General features: G+C 69.5%; 15 protein-coding genes. 12 read left to right on the top strand and 3 right to left on the bottom strand.

The annotated features are described in order from the left end of the window. Positions 1-8: 8 nt before the first annotated feature. Both FF090_RS17665 and FF090_RS17660 read right to left on the bottom strand, forming a co-directional pair. Positions 9-2,378, bottom strand: a complete 2,370-nt coding sequence (locus FF090_RS17665) for an FtsX-like permease family protein (RefSeq protein ID WP_175423707.1) — start codon at positions 2,376-2,378, stop codon at positions 9-11. Then, positions 2,362-3,042: an ABC transporter ATP-binding protein gene (locus FF090_RS17660; RefSeq protein WP_138857984.1), complete on the bottom strand. Its 681-nt coding sequence runs from the start codon at positions 3,040-3,042 to the stop codon at positions 2,362-2,364. Before FF090_RS17660 ends, FF090_RS17665 begins: the two co-directional genes overlap by 17 nt. 132 nt (positions 3,043-3,174) lie before the next feature. Between FF090_RS17660 and FF090_RS17655 the strand changes: the two genes are divergently transcribed. The 12 genes from FF090_RS17655 to FF090_RS17600 all read left to right on the top strand — a co-directional run bounded on the left by FF090_RS17655 (position 3,175) and on the right by FF090_RS17600 (position 13,986). Further along, positions 3,175-3,747 carry a hypothetical protein gene (locus FF090_RS17655; RefSeq protein WP_138857983.1) on the top strand — a complete coding sequence of 191 codons (573 nt, stop codon included), beginning with the start codon at positions 3,175-3,177 and terminating at the stop codon, positions 3,745-3,747. Further along, the gene (locus FF090_RS17650; RefSeq protein ID WP_138857982.1) at positions 3,744-4,742 is read left to right on the top strand and encodes a sensor histidine kinase; all 999 of its coding nucleotides are present in this window, start codon (positions 3,744-3,746) and stop codon (positions 4,740-4,742) included. Before FF090_RS17655 ends, FF090_RS17650 begins: the two co-directional genes overlap by 4 nt. Beyond that, the gene (locus tag FF090_RS19765; protein ID WP_138857981.1) at positions 4,739-5,485 is read left to right on the top strand and encodes a LytR/AlgR family response regulator transcription factor; all 747 of its coding nucleotides are present in this window, start codon (positions 4,739-4,741) and stop codon (positions 5,483-5,485) included. The genes FF090_RS17650 and FF090_RS19765 overlap by 4 nt, the downstream gene beginning before the upstream one ends. 32 nt (positions 5,486-5,517) lie before the next feature. Further along, positions 5,518-7,212 (top strand): arginine--tRNA ligase, encoded by a 1,695-nt coding sequence (gene argS, locus FF090_RS17640; RefSeq protein WP_138857980.1) that lies wholly within the window; start codon positions 5,518-5,520, stop codon positions 7,210-7,212. Next, a complete protein-coding gene (locus FF090_RS17635; RefSeq protein WP_138857979.1) occupies positions 7,209-7,877 on the top strand; it encodes an SPOR domain-containing protein in 669 nt (222 codons plus the stop codon). The genes argS and FF090_RS17635 overlap by 4 nt, the downstream gene beginning before the upstream one ends. Then, positions 7,874-8,536, top strand: a complete 663-nt coding sequence (locus FF090_RS17630) for a thiol:disulfide interchange protein DsbA/DsbL (protein WP_138857978.1) — start codon at positions 7,874-7,876, stop codon at positions 8,534-8,536. The genes FF090_RS17635 and FF090_RS17630 overlap by 4 nt, the downstream gene beginning before the upstream one ends. Positions 8,537-8,540: 4 nt before the next feature. After that, positions 8,541-9,212 (top strand): thiol:disulfide interchange protein DsbA/DsbL, encoded by a 672-nt coding sequence (locus FF090_RS17625; RefSeq protein ID WP_138857977.1) that lies wholly within the window; start codon positions 8,541-8,543, stop codon positions 9,210-9,212. A gap of 4 nt (positions 9,213-9,216) precedes the next feature. Then, complete coding sequence (gene lptA / locus FF090_RS17620) at positions 9,217-9,825, top strand: lipopolysaccharide transport periplasmic protein LptA (RefSeq protein WP_175423706.1); 609 nt, start codon at positions 9,217-9,219, stop codon at positions 9,823-9,825. 85 nt (positions 9,826-9,910) lie between these two features. Continuing rightward, a complete protein-coding gene (gene lptB / locus FF090_RS17615) occupies positions 9,911-10,663 on the top strand; it encodes an LPS export ABC transporter ATP-binding protein (RefSeq protein WP_138857975.1) in 753 nt (250 codons plus the stop codon). An 18-nt stretch (positions 10,664-10,681) separates the two neighbouring features. Next, the gene (locus tag FF090_RS17610; RefSeq protein ID WP_138857974.1) at positions 10,682-12,169 is read left to right on the top strand and encodes an RNA polymerase factor sigma-54; all 1,488 of its coding nucleotides are present in this window, start codon (positions 10,682-10,684) and stop codon (positions 12,167-12,169) included. A gap of 135 nt (positions 12,170-12,304) precedes the next feature. Then, entirely contained in the window at positions 12,305-13,543 is a 1,239-nt protein-coding gene (locus FF090_RS17605) for a THUMP domain-containing class I SAM-dependent RNA methyltransferase (protein WP_138857973.1), read from the top strand. Beyond that, on the top strand, positions 13,540-13,986 hold the full coding sequence (locus FF090_RS17600; RefSeq protein ID WP_138857972.1) for a hypothetical protein: 447 nt from the start codon (positions 13,540-13,542) through the stop codon (positions 13,984-13,986). The genes FF090_RS17605 and FF090_RS17600 overlap by 4 nt, the downstream gene beginning before the upstream one ends. Here the strand turns inward: FF090_RS17600 and FF090_RS17595 are convergent. Beyond that, entirely contained in the window at positions 13,960-14,682 is a 723-nt protein-coding gene (locus FF090_RS17595; protein ID WP_138857971.1) for a 16S rRNA (uracil(1498)-N(3))-methyltransferase, read from the bottom strand. The two genes, FF090_RS17600 and FF090_RS17595, sit on opposite strands and share 27 nt — an antisense overlap. Positions 14,683-14,693: the final 11 nt, after the last annotated feature.

Below are 14,693 nucleotides of genomic sequence, written 5' to 3'. Positions count from 1 at the left end.
ATGCGGCTCTACCCGGCCATGGCCTGGGCCGTGGGCATGCGCAGCGCCCGCCGCAGGGGCAGGGCCAGGGCCAGCAAGCCCACCAGCAGCAGGCTGCCCAGCACCTGCAAGAGCGGCCCGCTGCCGGGCCACAACACCCAGGGCAAGACAAAGAAGATGCGGCCGAAGGCCCATTCCAGCGCCGCACTCAGGGGTGCGGCCAGGGGCAGGGCCAACGCCAGGGCGGCCAGCAGCAGCAGCGCGGCCTCCAGCGCCAGCACGGCGGCCAGCCGGCCGTCGCCCAGGCCCAGGGCGCGCAGCACACCGATCTCGCGGCGCCGCTCCAGCACGCTTTGCGCCAGCGTCGCCGCCAGGCCCAGGGATGCCACGGCCATCAGCAGCACGCCCATCACGGCCAGAAAGTTCACCACCATGAGCAGATGGTCCTCCAGGACCTGCCGGCTCTGCGCGGTGGCGCTCAACTGTGCTGGCGCCTGGCCGGCCTGCGCCAGCGCCGCCTGCAGGGCCTGGCCCGCTGCGGCAGCGGCCAGGGGGTCGGCCGGGTCGCGCAGCCTCAGGGCCAGGCGGGTCGCGGGGCCGGGCAGTTCCTCGCGGGTCATCAGCGCCAGGGCCTGCGTGCCAGACTCGATCACCCCCACCAGGCGCAGGCGCTGTATCTGTCCTTGCCCCTGCAACTGCAGGCTCACGGTCTGGCCCAGGCGCCAGGCCGGCTGTTGGCGCAGCAGCGTCCGTGCAACCACCAGCTCGCCCGGGGCCTGCAGCCAACGGCCCTCGGCCAGGGCGGCGCGCCAATGCGCCGTGCTGCGCGGCAGGCCGATCAGCGCGAAGGCGCGCGCATCGCCGACCCCCGCACCCACCACCGTGGCGCGCAGGGCGCGCCAGGCCTCTGCCGCCGCCACGCCGGGCAGGGCGCGCGCCAGGGCTTCCATCGCCCCATCTGGCCCGCCAGGCTCCAGGCGCGCCAGCAGTTCGTAGCTCTGCGCCGCGAAGAGCTGATCCACCGAGGCCCGCACCGCCGCCTTCAGCGCCGCGGCCGCAAACAGGCTGGCCAGGGCCAAGCCCAGCGCCCCCACGGTCAGCAAGCTGCGGCTGCGGCGCCGCAGCAAGGCGCCCAAGGCCAGGCCGACCCAGGGGCCGAGGCCCCGCGCCCAGGCCGGCAGCGGACCGCTGGACGGCGCCAGATCGCGGCCGGGGTCGAGCTGGCGCACCACCGGCTCGCGCAGGGCCTGCGCCAAGGGCCAGGCAGCCGCCAGCAGCGGCAGCAACAGCCCCACGCCGGCCCACAGGCAGAGCGCACCCCAAGGCAGGGTGGCAACACTGGGCGGGAAGTTCAGCAAGTCCAGCTTGAAGGCCGTGTAGGCCTGGGCGCCCCAGAGCACGACCGGCAGGGCCAGGGCGTTGGCCGCCCCACCCAGCAGCAGCGCCGGCCCCAGGCCCAGTACCCAGAGCGTGCGCGCCGAGGCGCCCAGGGCCTTGAGCACGCCCAGTTCGCGGCGCTGCGCCTGCAGCCGGGCGGCGAACAGATTGAAAGTCAGGAAGCCCGCAGCCGCCAGCGTCAGCAGCGCAAAGGCGCCTTGGGTCAGCAGCAGGGAATTCATCTGCGCCGCATGGATGTGTTGGCCGGGCTCGGGAATGTCCACGCCTTGCACCACCAGCCCTTGCGCCTGCATCTGGGTTTGCAGGCGCTCAACCGCCTGGCGCACGGCGGCGCGCGGGGCGGCCGGGTCGCGCAGCCGGATCTGCAGCTCGTTGAAACCGGCCGGCAGACCCAGCTGCTCAAAAGTGTCCGGATGGACCTGCAGATCGACCAGATGCTCCATCCAGCCCGGCGCCAGACTGACATCGCGCAGCAGGCCCGCCAGCGGCAGGCTGTGGCTGCGCCTATCGACGCGCAGCAGCAGGGGCTCGCCGACCTGGGCCTCGGAAAAGCCCAGCGACGAGCGCTCCATCAGCAGCACGCCGGGCGGCACCGGCCAGGGCCCGCTCTCGGGCTGCAGGCGGCCGATGGCGACTCGGGTGGGGTCATCCAGCGCCGTCAGCCGGGCCGCGCGCCAGCCCGAGCCGGCGCGCACCTGGGCGCTGACCTGACGCCGCAGCCGCCACGCAGCGATCTCGTTCTGCTGCGCCAACAGCCCAGCCACTCGGGCGCCATCCAGCGTCTGGCCCATGCCGAAGCGCAGGCTGGCCGAGACCGGCAGGCTGGCGCGGAAGGCGGTCTCGGTGGCCCGCTCCACCCCGGCCCAGGTCAGCAGCAGCACCCCGGCGGCGGCCTGGCCCAAGCCCAGGGCCAAGGCCAGCCAGGCGCTGCGCGCCCAGCCCAGATCGCGACTGGCCTTGCGCCAGCGGGTGTCGGAGAAGCGCTCAAACCAGCCGGCCATCACGCAGCTCGATCTGTTGCTGCACGGCGGCCAGGGCCTGGCGTTCATGCGTCACCATCAACACCGTCACCCCCTGCTCGGCCACCAGCTCGGCCAACAGGGCCAGCAGGCTGGCGGCGTTGCGCGAGTCCAGATTGCCGGTCGGCTCGTCGGCCAGGAGCAAGGGCGCCTGATTGGCCAGCGCACGCGCCACCGCCACCCGCTGCTGTTGGCCGCCCGAGAGCTGGCCCGGCCATTTGTTCGCCTGATCGGCCACGCCCAGGCGCTGCAGCAGGGCGTGGGCGCGCTCGCTGCGCTCTTTGCGCGGCAGGCGCTGCGCCAGGTCCATGGGCAGCTGCACGTTTTCCAGCACCGTCAGCGTCGGCATCAGCTGGAAGAACTGGAAGACAAAGCCGATGTGCTGCCCGCGCCAGCGGCACAGCTCACGTTCGCTCAAGGCTTGCAAGTCCGTACCGGCCACCTGCAGCTCGCCGCCATTGGCGCGGTCGATGCCTCCGAGCAGATTCAGCAGGCTGGTCTTGCCGCTGCCCGAGGCCCCGACGATGGCCAGGAAGCGGCCGGCCCGGATGTCCAGATCCAGATCCTGCAAGGCCGCCACGGGGCCGGCCGGGCTGGGGTAGAACTTGCTGACGCCGCGCAGGCGAATCAGAGGGGATGGTTCCATGCGGCCACTCTAGGCAGCGGGGGCCCGGGCGATGCACCGTTCAACGGCCGGCATCGACGGTTCAACGAATCCGGGCTGGCGCCGCGCGCGCGCAGCCGCGACGCTGCGCTCCTCGACCCTCTGGAGCCCCGAATGCCGCGCCTTCTCGTTCTTTTGGCCCTGTTCATCAGCCTGGGCAGCCCGGCCCAGAACAGCCCTTCGCCCCCCACCCGGCCGGCGACCGAAGCCACGCAGTTCGACTTCTTCCTCGGCGACTGGCGCCTGGAACTCACGCCCAAGGCCAAGGGCCTGGCCGCGATGATCCACGGCGTGCCCAAATTGCAGGGCCGCTGGACGGTGCGCAAGGCTTGGGATGGCCTGGGCCTGATGGACGAGATGCGGGTCTTTGATGCCGCCGGCAACCCGGTGGCCTTGAGCCAGACACTGCGCCTCTTCGATGCGCGCACGCAGCGCTGGCAGAGCCACAGCCTGGATGTGCTGCGCGCCCGCCTGAGCAGCAGCAGCGGGCGTTGGCAACAAGGCGAAATGCAGCTCGAAGGCCAAGGCCTGAGCGCCGAGGGCAAGCCCCGGCTGACGCGCAGCCGCTTCTACGAGATCGGCCCGAAAGGATTTCGCTGGCGCCAGGATGTCTCTGACGACAATGGCGCCACTTGGGAGGAAGGCAGCTTGAGCATCGTGGCCACAAGGGCGGGGACCGCAAATTGAAACTGGCGCGTGCCGCCTTACTGGCCCTGCTGGCCTGGGTGCCGGTGGGCCTGCTGTTCACCCTGCTGATGGTGGGCGTGCATGGCCTGGCCCTGCCGGCCGCGCTGCTGGTGGCCCTGCGACTCACCGCCAGCGCCGCGCTGCTGGGTTGGCTGGCCTTTCGGCTGTGCGCGCGCTGGCCCTGGCCGCACCCGATGCGCCTGGGTTTCGTGCTGCGCCATCTACTGACCGCCTGCGCCTATGGCCTGGCCTGGGTGGCCCTGAACTGGTTGCTGGAAAGTGCCTGGAAGGGCCGCGTGTGGTCCCTGCAGCCCGGCTTGGCCCTGGCCATGGGGGTCACCGGCTTTTGGCTCTACGCCATCGTGGCCGGTATCGCCTACGCCCAGGGGGCGGCCGCGCGGGCGGCCGAGCTGCAGGCCCTGCAGGCGCGCAGCGAGTTGGCGGCGCTGCGGGCGCAGCTGCAGCCGCACTTCCTGTTCAACGCACTGCACACCGTGGTGCAGTTGATCCCGCTGGATCCGGCGCGTGCGGTGGATGCGGCCCAGGAACTGGCCGCCTTGCTGCGCGCCAGTTGCGACGCCACTGCCGAGCGACGCAGTCTGGGCGAGGAATGGGCACTGGTGCAGCGCTATCTGACCCTGGAACGGCTGCGCTTTGGCGAACGCCTGATCGTCGATGCCCAGTTCGACCCCGACAGCCTGGCGCGCGAGCTGCCCGCCTTCGCACTGCAAACCTTGGTGGAAAACGCGGTGCGCCACGGCGCCGCACCCCGGGTGGCGCCCACGACGCTGACGCTGCGCGCCCACACCCACGGCGAGGGCCTGCGCCTGAGCCTGCAGGACGATGGCGTCGGGTGCGAGCCCGAGGCCCTGAGCGGCGGCAGCGGGTTGCGGCGCCTGCGCGAGCGTCTGAGCCTGCTCTACGGTGAGGCCGCGCGCCTGGAACTGCAGGCGGTGCCGGGCCAGGGCGTTCGCGTGAGCTTGGAAATTCCATGAATCCGGTTCGCCTGCTGATCGCCGACGACGAACCCATTGCCCGCGCCGGCCTGCGTCACCTGCTGGCGCGCGAGACCTGGCTCACGGTGGTGGGCGAGGCCGCCGACGGCCCTGCCACGCTGGCGGCCGTGCAGGCCTTGCGGCCCGAGCTGCTCTTGTTGGACATCCAGATGCCGGGCTTCAGCGGCCTGGAGCTGCTGCAGCGCTTGCCCGCTGAAGGCCAGCCACTGTTGGTTTTCACTACCGCGCATGCTGAGCATGCGATCAGCGCCTTCGAGCTCGGGGCGCTGGACTACCTGCTCAAGCCCTTTGGGGCCGAGCGCCTGCAAGCCTGCCTGGGGCGGGTGCGGGCCGCGCTGGGCGAGCCCTGCGCACCGGCGCTGGCGCGCTGGGCCGAGGTGCAGGGGCCGGGGTCGATTCAGCGCCTGTTCCTGCGCCAGGGCCTGAGCATCGTGCCGGTGGCGGTGGCCGACATCGCCAGCCTGGAGGCCGAGGGCGACTATGTGGCGCTGCAGATCGGCAGCCAGCGCAACCTGCTGCATCTGGCCCTGAGCCGGCTGGAAGCCCGGCTGGACCCGCAGTGCTTTGTGCGCATCCACCGCGGCTGCCTGGTCAATCTGGACCAGGTGCTGCGCTTTCGGCGCCTGGCGAACGGTCAGCTGGAGGCCGAAATGCGGGATGGTCGACGCCTGGGGGTGAGCCGAAGCCAGTCGCAGGCGCTGAGGAATCTGGCGCAGGGCTGAGCCGCCTCGGGCGGCCTTCTAGAATCCCCAGCATGATTCATGCCACCCAGGCCCTGCTCGACGCCTTGGGCGCTGCTCTTCATAGCATCGCCCCCGAGAACACCCCCGCCCCCGCCTTCGAAGCCCCGAAGCAAGCCAGTCATGGCGATTTGGCTGTCACGGCTGCCATGCAGTTGGCCAAGGCGCTGAAAAAGAACCCGCGCGAGCTGGCCGCTCAGCTGGTGGCCGCGCTGCAGGCGCAGCCGGCCGTGCAGCAATGGGTCGATGCAATCGAGATCGCCGGCCCCGGCTTTGTGAATCTGCGTCTGAAGGCCGCCGCCAAGCAGGCCGTGGTCACCGAGGTACTGGGCGCCGGCGCGCGCTTTGGCTTTCAGCCGACGACGGACCGGCGCGTGCTGATCGAGTTCGTCTCGGCCAACCCCACCGGGCCCTTGCATGTGGGCCATGCCCGCCAGGCGGCGCTGGGCGATGCGCTCAGCAGCCTGCTGGCCACCCAGGGTCATCAGGTCACGCGCGAGTTCTATTACAACGACGCCGGGGTGCAAATTGCCACACTGGCCAATTCGGTGCAATGCCGGCTGCGCGGCCTGAAGCCGGGGGATGCCGACTGGCCCGAGGCGGCCTACAACGGCGACTACATCGCCGACATCGCCGCCGCCTTCCAGGCCAAGGAGTCCGTGAGCGCCGACGATCGCAGCTTTACCGCCAGCGGCGACGCCAAGGACCTGGACGGCATCCGCCAGTTTGCAGTGGCCTATCTGCGCCACGAGCAGGATCTGGACCTGCAGGCTTTCGGACTGAAGTTCGATAACTACTTCCTGGAGTCCAGCGTCTACGCGAACGGTCAGCTGGAGCAGGCGGTACAGCGCATCGAGGCCAGCGGCAAGGCCTACGAGAAGGACGGCGCGCTCTGGTTCCGCTCGACCGACTATGGTGACGACCAGGACCGCGTGATGCGCAAGCGCGAAGGGGGCTTCACCTACTTCGTGCCGGACGTGGCCTATCACGTCAACAAGTTCAGCCGCGGCTACCAGCAGTGCATCAACATCCAGGGCACCGACCACCACGGCACCATCGCCCGCGTGCGCGGCGGCCTGCAGGCGCAGAACCTGGGCATCCCGCAGGGCTTTCCGGACTATCTGCTGCACAAGATGGTCACCGTGATGCGCGGCGGCCAGGAAGTGAAGATCAGCAAGCGCGCCGGCAGCTATGTGACCCTGCGTGACCTGATCGACTGGACCAGCCGCGATGCGGTGCGCTTCTTCCTGATCAGCCGCAAGGCCGATACCGAGTTCGTGTTTGACATCGACCTGGCGCTGAAGGCCTCGGATGAGAACCCGGTGTTCTATGTGCAGTACGCCCACGCGCGCATCTGCTCGGTGCTGAGCGCTTGGGGCGGTGCGGCCGAGAGCCTCGCGCAGGCCGACTTGAGCCTGCTCTGCGCGCCGACCGAGCTGGCGCTGATGAGTAAGCTGGCCGAGTACCCCAAGATGCTGACGCTGGCGGCTGCTTCCTTGAGCCCGCATGACGTCGCCTTCTACCTGCGCGATGTGGCCGGCGCCTTCCACAGCTACTACGCGGCCGAGCGCTTCTTGGTGGATGACGCGGCGCTGGCCCAAGCCCGCATGGCCTTGCTGACGGCCACCCGCCAGGTGCTTGCCAACGCGCTGGCGGTGCTGGGCGTTTCCGCCCCCGAATCGATGGCCCGAGAGGAAAAGAGCGAATGACCGAATCCAAAAAGCCGGCCGGCAAAGCGGCTGCGGGCGGGACGAGCAAGCAAAAGGGCGGCTTCGGCCTCGGTCTGGTGGTGGGCCTGTTGCTGGGCTTGGCCATCGCACTGGGCGTGGCGCTCTATGTCACCAAGGTGCCCATCCCCTTTGTCGACAAGACGCCGCAGCGCAATGCCGAGATGGATGCCGCCGATGCCAATGGCGCCAAGACCTGGGACCCCAACGCCGCGCTGAACGTGGGCAAGCCGCGCGCCGCCGCCAGCGGCGTGGTGGCCGCCCCGCCCGCACCTCCGGTCGAGAAGGCCGTGACGCCCGCGGCCAGCACCCCTGCGCCCACCCCTGCTGTGACCGCTGCCAGCGGTCCGGCACCCGCGCCGACGCAGGCGGCCCAGGCTGCCAGTGCCAGCCGCGCCAGCGGTACTGACCCCTTTGTGTACTTCGTGCAGGCCGGCGCCTTCACCAAGCCCGAGGAGGCCGAGCAGCAGCGCGCCCGCCTGGGCCTGCAGGGCTTCAACGCCAAGGTGTACGAGCGTGAGAGCAGCGGCCGCCTGGTGTACCGCGTGCGCATCGGCCCCTTTGACGCCAAGGCCGATGCCGAGACCCTGCATGCACAAGTTCAACAGGCCGGCATGGAGTCGGCCGTGGTGAAGGCACAGCGATGAAACGACGCGATGGTTTGACCCTGTTGGCGGCCAGTCTGGGCCTGCCCGCCCTGGCCCAGGAGGGCGCCTTCCGCCCCCAGGCCGGTCGTGACTACCAGCGCCTGCACCAGCCCCTGGCCCGCCCGGTCCAGGGCAAGCTGGAGGTGGTGGAGTTCTTCTGGTACGGCTGCCCGCATTGCCTGGCGCTCGAAGGGGCGATCCAGGCCTGGGCCAAGACCCTGCCGGCCCATGTGAGCTTCCGTCAGGTGGCGGTGCCCATCCGCGGGCACTCCGTGGCGCATCAGCGCCTGTTCTTCGTGCTGCAGGCCCTCGGCGTGGAAGCGCAGTTCCGCCCCGCCATCTTCAAGGCTTTGCATGCGCAGGGTCTGGCCCTGGGCAAGCCGGCCGAGATGATCCAGCTGCTGCAACCCCTGGGCCTGGACCCGGTGCAGTTCGAGCGCACCTGGGCCGCCTTCGACCCCAAGAGCTTCAGCGCCGCACAGATCCGCGCCGCCGACCAGTTGGCCGATGCCTATGGCATGGACGCCGTCCCCCTGCTGGGTGTGGGCGGGCTCTACACCACCGCTCCCAGCCGCTTCGAGCGCGCCCCAGCGGGCGAGGCCAATCGTCTGGCCTTGCAGACCGTCGATTTCCTGATCCAGAACTTTGGCAAGGCTTGAACAAATGACGCACGCATTCACCCGTCGCACCACCCTGAGCCTGGCCGCCGCCGCCTTGGCACCCGCCGTGCTGGCGCAAGAGCAGCCGCGTGCCGGCCAGCATTTCCGCAAGCTGGGCAAGCCCTTGGCCAGCGCCGGCGGCAAGATCGAGATCGTCGAGTTCTTCTGGTACGGCTGCCCGGCTTGCAATGCCTTCGAGCCGGTGCTGCAGGATTGGGTCAAGCGCCTGCCGCCCAATGTGGAGTTCAAGCACTCGCACATCGGCGGCCGTGCACAGATGCGTCCGCATCAGCGCCTGTTCTTCGTGCTGCAGGCCATGGGCGTGGAGCATCAATTCCGCAGCGCCATCTTTGCCGCCATTCACCAGCAGCACCAGGCCCTGGACACGCCCGAGGCCATGGTCAAGCTGCTCCAGCCCCTGGGCCTGGACGCCGCACGCTTCAACAGCACCTGGGCGGCCTTTGACCCCAAGGCCTTCAGCGGCGCACGCATTGCGCAGGCCGACAAGCTGGCCGAGGCTTATGGCCTGGACGGCGTGCCCATGCTGGGCATTGGTGGGCTCTACACCACCTCGCCCGCGCAGGCGGCCGGCGGCGAACGCATGAACCAGCTGGATGGTTCGCGCCGCGCGCTGGCGGTGGCGGAGTACCTGATCCGCAATCTCGGCAAGGTCTGAGTCCGTGAGCGCACCTGCCCTGCTTTTGCTGGCCCTGGCGGTCTTTGTGGCCTTGCCCGGCCATGCCGCGAAGGACGATCGTCACCAGCCCGTCTCCATCGAGAGCACGGCCAGCGCCACGCTCAGCAGCAAGACCGGCCGCCTGGAATGGGCGGGCCCGGTGCTGCTGGTGCAAGGCAGCCTGCAACTGCGCGCCGCGCGCCTGGAGGCGGAGCGACGCAACGACGACACCGTGCTGGCCCTGGCCAGCGGCGAAGCGGGCAACCCGGTGCGCTTCAGCCAAGCCCTGAGCCGCCCCGGCGAGCAGATGGAGGGCAGCGCCGAGCGCATCGAGTACGACAGCCGTGCCGAGACCGTGCGCTTTCTGGGAGCGGCCAGCGTGCGCACCCTGGCGAATGGCAAGCTGGTCGAGGAATTGACCGGTGCGGCCATCCTCTACAACGCCCGCACCGAGGTGCTGAGCGTGGAGCCGGGTGCGGGCAGCGCCCAAGACAAAGGCAAGGTACGCATGGTGCTGATGCCGCGTCAATCGGCCTCGGCGCCCGCGCCGGCGGCCAGCGGTGTGAACCTGCAAAGCAGCCCTGCGCTCACTCCCAAACCCCCGACGCGATGAGCCCCCAGTCTTCGGCCCTTCGGGCCTGCGCCACCCCCCGAGGGGGCCCGTGTCGGCTTGGGAGCGGCCCTGCGCCGACACGCCGATGAGCCCCCAAACCAGCCGGCTGGAAGCCGAAGGCCTGCAAAAGAGCTATGGCGTGCGCAAGGTCGTCAAGGACGTGCACGTCTCGGTGGCCGGTGGCGAGGTGGTGGGTCTGCTCGGCCCCAATGGTGCGGGCAAGACGACCAGCTTCTACATGATCGTGGGCCTGGTACGCGCCGATGCCGGCGTGATCCGCATCGACGGTCAGGAGGTTCAGCATCAGCCCATCCACCGCCGTTCGCGCCTGGGCCTGAGCTATCTGCCGCAGGAAGCCTCGATCTTCCGCAAGCTCAATGTCGAGGAAAACATCCGCGCGGTGCTGGAGTTGCAACTCGACGAGAACGGCAGGCCCTGGGCCAAGTCGCGCATCGACACGGCGCTGGATGCCTTGCTGCACGAGTTGTCCATCGAGCGCCTGCGCGACACCCCGGCCCCCGCCCTCTCCGGCGGCGAGCGCCGCCGCGTGGAGATCGCCCGTGCGCTGGCCACGCAGCCGCGCTTCATCCTGCTGGACGAACCGTTTGCCGGCGTGGACCCGATCGCGGTGCTGGAGATCCAGCGCATCATCAGCTTCCTGAAGGAGCGCGGCATCGGGGTCCTGATCACCGACCACAACGTGCGCGAGACCTTGGGGATCTGCGACCGCGCTTACATCATCAGCGAAGGCCGGGTGCTGGCCGAGGGCCAGCCCGAAGCCATCGTGGCCAACCCCGACGTCCGCAAGGTCTATCTGGGCGAGCACTTCAGGATGTGATGGCAGGGCGTTGAACCCGTGAAGCCCAGCCTTCAGCTACGCCAGAGTCAGCACCTGGCGCTGACCCCGCAACTGCAGCAATCCATCCGGCTGCTGCAGCTCTCCACGCTGGAGCTGCAGCAGGAGGTCGAGCAGATGCTCGACAGCAACCCCCTGCTGGAGCTGGACGCCGATGAGGACCTGCCGCTGCCGGGGGCCGATAGCGTGTCCCAGGTCGTGGCCGAGACCCGCGAGGAGCGCATCGAGGCCGCGGGTGAGGGCGGTGACGAGGTGCGAGAACTGCAGGCCGACGACTTCGGTACGACCGAGCACGAGGACTGGGCCAACGGCACCGAAGGCGACGATTTCGATGGCATCCGTGAGCTGCCGGCGCTGGGCAACGCGGTTGATGACGACGAGAGCCCTCGCGGCGAGGCCCAGAGTGCAGCCACCAGCCTGACCGAGCATTTGCTTGGACAGCTGATCGGCCATGCGCTGAGTGACCTGGATCGCGATGCCGTGTTGTTGCTGATCGGTAGCTTGAACGCCGATGGCTATTTGGCCGACGAACTGGAGGCCCTGGCTGACGATTTGGCCGCCAAGCACACCGAGCCGCGCGAGGAGTTGCTGGATAGCCTGCGCATGGCCCTGGCCTTGGTGCAAAGCCTGGACCCCGCCGGCGTGGGCGCGCGCGACCTCAGCGAGTGCTTGCTGCTGCAGCTGCGCGAACAGGCGGCGCACCCGCAGTGCGAATTGGCCACCAAGGTGTGCGCCAAGCACCTGGAGTTGCTTGCCCGGCGCGACTGGCGTCGCCTGGCCCTGCTGACGCACAGCGACGAGCCCCAGTTGCGCCTGGCCCTGGCCTTGATCGCCCGCCTGGAACCCAAGCCCGGGCGCGCCTTTGGCGAGAGCGACAACACCCCGGTGGTGCCCGATGTGATCGTGCGCCGCCAGGGGCGGCAGTGGGTGGCGCAGATCAACCCCGAGGTCTGCCCCAAGCTGCGCGTCAACGAGTTGTATGCGCGGCTGCTGAAGAATCATCGCGGCTCCAGCCTGGCCGGGCCGCTGCAGGAGGCGCGCTGGTTCATCAAGAACATCCAGCAACGCTTCGACACCATCCAGCGTGTCTCGCAGGCTATCGTCGAGCGCCAGGACGGCTTCTTCAACCATGGCGAGCTGGCCATGCGCCCCTTGGTGCTGCGCGAGATCGCCGAAGAGCTTGGCCTGCACGAGTCCACCATCTCGCGCGTCACCACCGCCAAATACATGGCCACGCCGCACGGCACCTTCGAGCTGAAGTATTTCTTCGGCTCCGGTCTGAATACCGAGGCTGGCGGCGAGGCCAGCAGCACCGCCGTGCGGGCGCTGATCCGCCAATTCATCGACGCCGAAAGCAAGAAGAAGCCGCTGTCCGACTCGGCGCTGGCCGCCATGCTGGAAGAGCAGGGCATCCAATGCGCCCGTCGCACCGTGGCCAAGTACCGCGAGGGGATGAAGATCCCCACCGCCCCTCTACGAAAAGAATGACCTCACAGTCCCCCCCGAAGCGCTTCGCGCCTCCCCCCGGGGGGCGTCACCAGCGGCCCGGCAAAGCCGGTTCCGCGGTGACCGCTTGATCAACGAGAGCCCTGCAACAAGGGCCGCACACCCGAAGGCCAATCCATGTCGCAATTTGCTCTGTTCTTGCCCTGCCCCAGCGGGGTCGAGCCCCTGCTGCTCGAAGAAGTGCAGGCCCTGGGCCTGAAGGCCGAGACCGCACGCGGCGGGGTGCGGCTGCCCCGCGCCAGCCTGGTGGATGCCATGAAGCTCAATCTGCACAGCCGCCTGGCCACCCGCGTGCTGGTGGAACTGGTGCAGGGCCCGTATCGCGATGAGGCCGATCTCTACACCCTGGCCTGGAAGGTGGACTGGAACGCCTGGCTGACCCCCGAGCATCGCTTCAAGGTGGATTGCACGGCGCGCCAAAGCCCGCTCAAGAGCCTGCACTTCGCCGCGCTCAAAGTGAAGGACGCCCTGTGCGACCAGATTCGCGACACCCAGGGCGAGCGCCCCAGTGTGGACACCCGCGACCCCGACCTGCCCATCCTGCTGCACCTGGAAGCCGAGCACGCCACCTTGTATGCGGACAGCAGCGGTGCGCCGCTGTTCAAGCGCGGCTGGCGCTTTGACAAGGGCGATGCGCCCTTGAAGGAAACCCTGGCCGCCGCCATGCTGGCCGCCGCCGGCTGGCGCGGCACGCCCGAGAGCGGCGGGGCGCTGAACGACCCCTGCTGCGGCAGCGGCACCATCGCCATCGAGGCCGCCCTGATCGCCTGCGGCATGGCGCCCGGCCTGCAGCGCGACTTCGCCTTCGCGCACCAGCGGCCCTATGCCGAGCTCTACCCGGACTGGCAGCGCCTGACCCAGGCCGCCCGCGACGCTGTCCATGCGCCCGCCGTGCCCATCTTTGCCAGCGATGTGGCCTTCCGCATGGTCGACTTCGCGCGCCGCAATGCCGAGCGCGCCGGCGTGGCGCACGCCATCCGTTTCCAGGGCGGCGACGCGCTGGAGCGCCCCGCGCCGGACTTGCCTGAAGGCATGGCCGGCACCCTGATGCTGAATCCCCCCTACGGCGAACGCATTGCCGTGCGCGGCAAGGCCGGGGCGGAGGACACGGAGCGCTCAGCGCGCGAACAGACCGAAGAAAGCGACTTCTTCCCCCGCCTGGCTGCGCACTGGAAGCGCCAATACACCGGCGGCAACCCCTGGAGCGCCTGGATGCTGACGCCCGACCGCGACCTGCCCAAGCGCATGCGCCTCAAAGAAAGCCGCAAGGTGCCGATGTGGAACGGCCCTATCGAGTGCCGGCTGTTCCGCTTCGATCTGGTGGCGGGCTCCAACCGCAATAAGGACACGGCATGAAACCCGCCTTCCGTGCCCTCCTGGGCCTGCTTGCCGGTCTGATGACGGCCGTGATGATCATTGCCCTGATCGAAACCTTGGGCCACAAGGTCTGGCCGCTGCCGGCGGCCGATGGCCTCAATCTGCGTGATCCTCAAGTCATGGCGGCTTTAATGGCCAAGGCCCCCCTGGGGGCTTTGGCCTCGGTGGTGCTGGCCTGGTGCGCCGGTGCTGCTTCGGGGGCCTGGATTGGCTTTCGTCTGGCCGGCCAGCCTCACGCCCGTTCGGTGGGCTTGGGCGTGGCCGGCGTCATTTGGTTGGCCACTGGCGCCAATCTGCTCGCCATTCCCCACCCGCACTGGATGATGGCCGGCGGCCTGCTGGGGGTGCCGCTCAGCGGCTGGCTGGTGGTGCGCCTGCTGCAGGCGCGTGTCGCCTCAGCGCAGACCCCACCAAGCGAGTAAGGCCAGTGGCGCGGTGTCTGCGCGCAGGATGCGCGGACCCAGGCCGATGGGGGCGAAGCCCGCCGCCTGCGCGAGCGCCTCTTCGGCCGGGCTCAGGCCGCCCTCAGGCCCAGAGAGGCTGAGCACGCCTTCGGCCCCCTCGGCCGCTTGCAGGCCCTGGGCCTGGGGGCTGAGCAGCAGTCGGCGCAGCGAACCCTCGGCCGGCCCCAAGCTGTTGAGCCAGGCGGACAGGGCTTGAACCGCCGCAATCGACGGCACCCGCACCCGCCCGCATTGCTCGGCGGCGGCCTGCGCCACGCCCTGCCAATGAGCGCGCTTTTTCTCGGCGCGCTCGCCACTCAGGCGCAGCACCGAGCGCTCGCTCATCAGGGGTTGGATGGAGGTCACGCCCAGTTCGGTGGCTTTCTCCACCAGAAAGTCCATGCGGTCATTGGCCGGCATCACCAGCGCCAGATGCAGCGGTCGCGGCAGTTCGCGCTCGATGGCCTGAAAGCTCAGCAGGCGCACACGCACCTGGGCGCGGCCCATCAGCAGCACCTCGGCCTGCCAAGCCAGGTCCGCCCGACCGTCAAACAAGGTCAGCACATCGCCGGGTTGGGCGCGCAGCACCTGTACATGGCGGGCGGCGCCGGCGGGCAGATCGAGTTCCTGGCCGGCAGGTCCTAAAGGCAGGTCAACAAAAAAGCGGGCGTTCATGGTGAAAGTAA

This window comes from Inhella inkyongensis, assembly GCF_005952805.1.
Lineage (GTDB): Bacteria > Pseudomonadota > Gammaproteobacteria > Burkholderiales > Burkholderiaceae_C > Inhella > Inhella inkyongensis.
This window is presented reverse-complemented; position numbering and strand designations above follow the sequence as displayed.